5 protein-coding genes and 1 pseudogene are annotated in these 4,525 nt (G+C 66.3%); 5 read left to right on the top strand and 1 reads right to left on the bottom strand.

All coding sequences use genetic code 11. The features are described from left to right. Window positions 1-426: PQQ-binding-like beta-propeller repeat protein (locus tag J5M73_RS30760; protein ID WP_207816828.1), on the bottom strand; the 426-nt coding region annotated here is incomplete at its 3' end. Between the two features lie 253 nt (window positions 427-679). Between J5M73_RS30760 and pedF the strand changes: the two genes are divergently transcribed. The 5 genes and pseudogenes from pedF to J5M73_RS30785 all read left to right on the top strand — a co-directional run. Next, the gene (gene pedF / locus J5M73_RS30765; RefSeq protein WP_102861878.1) at window positions 680-1,141 is read left to right on the top strand and encodes a cytochrome c-550 PedF; all 462 of its coding nucleotides are present in this window, start codon (window positions 680-682) and stop codon (window positions 1,139-1,141) included. 5 nt (window positions 1,142-1,146) lie between these two features. Beyond that, complete coding sequence (locus J5M73_RS30770; protein ID WP_207816829.1) at window positions 1,147-2,022, top strand: transporter substrate-binding domain-containing protein; 876 nt, start codon at window positions 1,147-1,149, stop codon at window positions 2,020-2,022. 8 nt (window positions 2,023-2,030) lie between these two features. After that, a complete protein-coding gene (locus J5M73_RS30775; RefSeq protein ID WP_207816830.1) occupies window positions 2,031-2,801 on the top strand; it encodes a quinoprotein dehydrogenase-associated SoxYZ-like carrier in 771 nt (256 codons plus the stop codon). 35 nt (window positions 2,802-2,836) lie between these two features. Beyond that, complete coding sequence (locus J5M73_RS30780; RefSeq protein WP_207816831.1) at window positions 2,837-3,766, top strand: quinoprotein relay system zinc metallohydrolase 1; 930 nt, start codon at window positions 2,837-2,839, stop codon at window positions 3,764-3,766. 381 nt (window positions 3,767-4,147) lie between these two features. After that, window positions 4,148-4,525 (top strand): annotated as a pseudogene (locus J5M73_RS30785) (PQQ-binding-like beta-propeller repeat protein); the annotation flags it as partial.

A 4,525-nucleotide genomic window follows, 5' to 3' on the forward strand; every position in this document is an offset into this window, starting at 1 on the left:
GTCCGGCAGGCGGTGGTTGTAGGTCCACAGGCGTTTGCCGGTCTTGGCGTCGAGGGCGAATACCCGCGAGTAGGAGCCGGTGACGTAGACCACGCCGTCGCGGACGATGGCCTGGGATTCCTGGCCGCGCTGCTTCTCGTCGCCAAAGGAGTAGGACCAGGCCGGGGTCAGCTTGAATACGTTTTTATCGTTGACCTGGGCCAGGGGGCTCCAGCGCTGGGCGTTGGTGCCCATGCCGTACTGCAGCACGTCCCGGGTGGTCAGGTGGTCGTTGGCGATGTCTTCCCAGGTGACGTTCTTGCTGGCAGGTGCCGCCGGGGCGGTGGCCGCTGTGGCCGCCGCGCCCAGGGACAAGCTGGTGGTCAGCAGCAGGGCTTGGACGGCGAGGCTCAGGGGGGAAAGGGCGGGTAGCGATCTTATTGTCATGGTTGCAGTTCCCAGTGGAGGTTTTGGCCTGACTAGGGTCTGCCGCGAGACGCGCTTTGAGATACGGAAAAAGTCCCGCCTTTGCCGGGAAAAGTTCCCGGGCGGCACCTGATTTAGGCCCGCGCCACAAGCCCTACTACCAAGGGAGTAGGACGCGACCACCAAAGCAGCATACGGCCGCCCGCCGGCTGTTTCTAAGATGGCGCCATGGCCTCTGTAGCGAGGTCTTGCGTGCAATCTTGAGGGCATAACAATGACAACAAAACGCAACGCCTTGCTCGCGGTAGGGCTGCTGACCGGTGCCTTGGCCACCGGCGCTGTATGGGCCCATGGCAACGTGGTGCCCCAGGCGGTGGAAACCCAGGGCCTGACGCCGATCAAGGATGCCGGTGTGAGCCTCGATGGCGACGGCTGGGCCGCGGTCAACCCCTATCGCACCTCGCCCGAGCGCGACAAGGCAGTGGAAATCGGTGCCTCGGCCTACAACCAGAACTGCGCCGCCTGCCATGGCCTGGAAGCCAAGTCCGGCGGTATCGCCCCGGACCTGCGCATGCTCGATGCCGGCGAAGCCGGGGATGAATGGTTCGTCGAACGGGTGCGCCACGGCGCGGTGCGCGATGGCCGGGTGTACATGCCGAAGATGGCCGACTACCTGAGCCAGGAAGCCCTGTGGGCGGTGCGCACCTACCTGGACAGCGTGCGCGTCGAGGAGTGATCGCCATGGGCCGCCTCGGCGTGTTCCTCAGTGGCTTGCTGCTGTGCTGCGCGGCGGCGCAGGCCGGGGTGCGCAACTACGACACGATGATCGCCTCCGGTGAGCTGAAGGTGGCGGTGTACCAGGATTTTGCCCCCTACAGCTTCGAGGACCAGGGCCAGCCCCGGGGCGTCGACGTCGAGTTGGCGCAAGCCCTGGCCGAGGCCCTGGGGGTGCGCCTGCAACTGATCTGGGCGCCCCCCGGTGAGAAGCTCGACGACGACTTGCGGGATTACATCTGGCGCGGCAGTCCGCTGCGCCATCAGCAGTTGGCCGACCTGATGATGCGCGTGCCCTACGACCACGACTTTGCGCAAAAGCGCAACGAACTGGGAGAGCTGACCAACGACCACGTGGTGATGTTCGGCCCCTATCAGGAAGAGCGCTGGCAGGTGGCATTCGACCGCCGCCGGCTGGACTCGGTGGCCAGTGTCGCGGTGTTCCAGCAGCACCCCATTGGCGTCGAGGTGGACAGCGTGCCGTCGTTCTACCTGACCTCGGTGTTCAACGGCATGCTCAGTGCCAAGACCCATCATTACCCCAGCGTGCAGCAGGCCTTCGGCGCCTTGCGGGCCGGGCAGGTGGACGCGGTGATGGCCATGCGCGGGGAGATCGACTGGCAGTTGCACCAGGCCGCTGATCCGCAACTGGCCCTGGCGGAAAACGCCTACCCGAACATGGGCAAGCAGGTGTGGGAGATCGGCATGGCGGTGCATGAAAGCAACCGCCAGCTGGCCTATGCCGTGGAGGAGGCCCTGGAAGGGTTGATCCGCGACGGTCGCCTGCAGGCGCTGTACGCCCGTTATGGCCTGCGTTACGAGGTCCCAGAGATGTATCAATAGGAGCTGCGATGAACTGGCGAGCGACCTGTCTTTTGGCGTGCTGGCTGCCCTTGGCGACCCCGGCGCTGGCCGCCGATCCGCAGGCCCCGGGTGCGGACACGGTGCCCTCGGTGATGTGGGCCTTCTACCACAAGCAATTGCTGGGCGATGCCGCGTTCGTCTTCGATGACCGGGTCAAGCTGCTGGCGCCGCCCTTTGCCGAGGATGCGCGACAGGTGCCGCTGGAGATCGACGCCCGGGCCTTCAGCGGCGACGTGGTGCGCATCCTTGCCTGGGCCGAGCTCAACCCCTTACCGCGCATTGTCGATTTCGTGCCGGGGGAGCGGGTGCTGCCCTGGCTGTCGATCCGCATCCGCATCGAGCAGGCCACGCCGCTGCGCGCCGCGGTGCAGACCCGCGACGGCCTGTGGCACGTGGGCTCGACCCTGATCGATGCCGCCGGTGGCGGCTGCACCGCCCCCAGCGTGGTGCGCACCCAGCCCGGCTGGGAAGAGCACATCGGCGAGGTGCTGGGCGGGCGTTACCCGCGTGGCGACGCCAGCCGTCTGCGCCTGCAAGTGTCCCACCCGATGGACAACGGCCTGGTCAGCGGCATCCCCGAGTTCTTTCTCAACCACGCCGAATTGCGCGACCAGAACGATCAGCTTCTGGCCAGCCTCGAACTGTTCCCGGCGGTCAGCGAAAACCCCAACCTGGGGTTCGACATCCAGGGGCCGGGGCAGACCCGCTTGCTGTTGCGCGACAACAGCGGCAACCAGTTCGAGGCCAAGCTGCCCTGAGCGCATCCTTTGACCCACCCGAGCCGAGGCGCACCATGCGTTGGATCCTGCTGTTGCTGCTATGCCTGGGCCTGCCGGCCCGGGCCGACCTGGACTATCAACTCAAGCCCCGGCAGATCGCTGAGGGCACCTGGCTGCTGGAAGGCAGCACCGACAACTTCGCCAAGGCCAATGGCGGCAATATCGTCAACACCGGGTTCATCGTCACCGACAGCGGGGTGGTGGTGATCGACAGCGGGCCGTCCAAGCGCTACGGCGAAGCCTTGCGCCGGGCGATTGCCGCCACCACCGACAAGCCGGTGATCCAGCTGCTGTTGACTCACCATCATCCCGACCATGTGCTGGGCAACCAGGCCTTTGGCGATGTGCCCATCGGCGCCCTGGCCGGCACAGCCGACCTGCTGCGCCAGCAGGGGGACGCCATGGCCGAGAACCTGTACCGCCTGGTCGGCGACTGGATGCGCGGCACCGAGGTGGTGTTGCCGAACCGGGTGCTGGAGCCCGGGGTGCTTGAGGTGGGCGGGCATCGCTTGCGCCTGCTCAGTTTGAGTGGGCACACCGGTGCCGACCTGGCGATTCTCGACGAGAACACCGGGGTGCTGTTTGCCGGTGACCTGGTGTTCTACGAGCGCGCGCTGACCACCCCCAACAGCCCGGGGCTGGAGGCATGGCTCAAGGACCTGGACACCTTGCAGGCCCTGCCGTGGAAGCTGATCGTCCCAGGCCATGGCCCGGTGGCCAGCGATGCGGCGCCTTTTGCCCAGATGCGCGATTACCTGAGTTGGCTCGATGGGCTGATGCGCGACGGCGCGGCCCGGGGCGACGACATGGCGGAGATGATCCGCCGCCCGATCCCCGAGCGTTTTGCCGGCATCAGCCTGACCCGCTATGAGCTGATCCGTAGCGTCAGCCACCTGTACCCGCGTTACGAGCGCCAGCGCCTGCAGCGTATCGACGATCACTGACCCTTGTGGCGAGGGAGCTCGCTCCCGCTCGACCGCGCAGCGGTCGCCAGACCTGAATCCGTGATCTATCAGCAAGAACGGGGTGGCCGCCATTGGGGCGGCTGCGCCACCCAGCGGGAGCAAGCTCCCTCGCCACATCTACATGAGGGATCTTGTGGGGGCTTGCCGTCGATGGCGGTCTTGTGGGCCTCTTCGCTGGCAAGCCAGCTCCTACAGTGCGGGGGCATGGCGCCTGCTTGTCGCTTGCCTCTGCCCCTCCAGTACCAAGGAACTAGAAAACTCCGCACTGCGGGCAATTGTTGGCAAACAGGCCGGGACCAAGAATTCCCGGCAGACCGGGAAAATTTCCCGGGAACAACAATAACCGCCGAGGTAGCCGTCATGACCCAACCCCCACGTCGTCCCTGTTTCGCCGTGAGCCTGGTGCTCAGCGCCATGCTGCTGTCCAGCGCGGCCCTGGCCGCCGTCACCGATGAAGAGATCCTCCAGGACCCGAAGAACCCGCAGCAGATCGTCACCAACGGCCTGGGCGTCCAGGGCCAGCGCTACAGCCCGCTGGACCTGCTCAACGTCGATAACGTCAAGGAGCTGCGGCCGGTCTGGGCCTTCTCCTTCGGCGGCGAGAAGCAGCGCGGCCAGCAGGCCCAGCCGCTGATCAAGGACGGGGTGATGTACATGACCGGCTCCTACTCGCGGGTGTTCGCGGTGGACGCGCGCACCGGCAAGAAGCTCTGGCAGTACGATGCGCGCCTGCCGGAC

This window comes from Pseudomonas sp. 50_B (assembly GCF_017491625.1).
In the GTDB taxonomy this organism is placed as follows: domain Bacteria; phylum Pseudomonadota; class Gammaproteobacteria; order Pseudomonadales; family Pseudomonadaceae; genus Aquipseudomonas; species Aquipseudomonas danubii.

Excerpts from the sequence above, each read along its gene's own strand:
- J5M73_RS30775 (WP_207816830.1), top strand. The coding sequence starts at position 2,031 with ATGAACTGGCGAGCGACCTGTCTTTTGGCGTGCTGGCTGCCCTTGGCG.
- J5M73_RS30770 (WP_207816829.1), top strand. The coding sequence starts at position 1,147 with ATGGGCCGCCTCGGCGTGTTCCTCAGTGGCTTGCTGCTGTGCTGCGCG.
- pedF (WP_102861878.1), top strand. The coding sequence starts at position 680 with ATGACAACAAAACGCAACGCCTTGCTCGCGGTAGGGCTGCTGACCGGT.
- J5M73_RS30780 (WP_207816831.1), top strand. The coding sequence starts at position 2,837 with ATGCGTTGGATCCTGCTGTTGCTGCTATGCCTGGGCCTGCCGGCCCGG.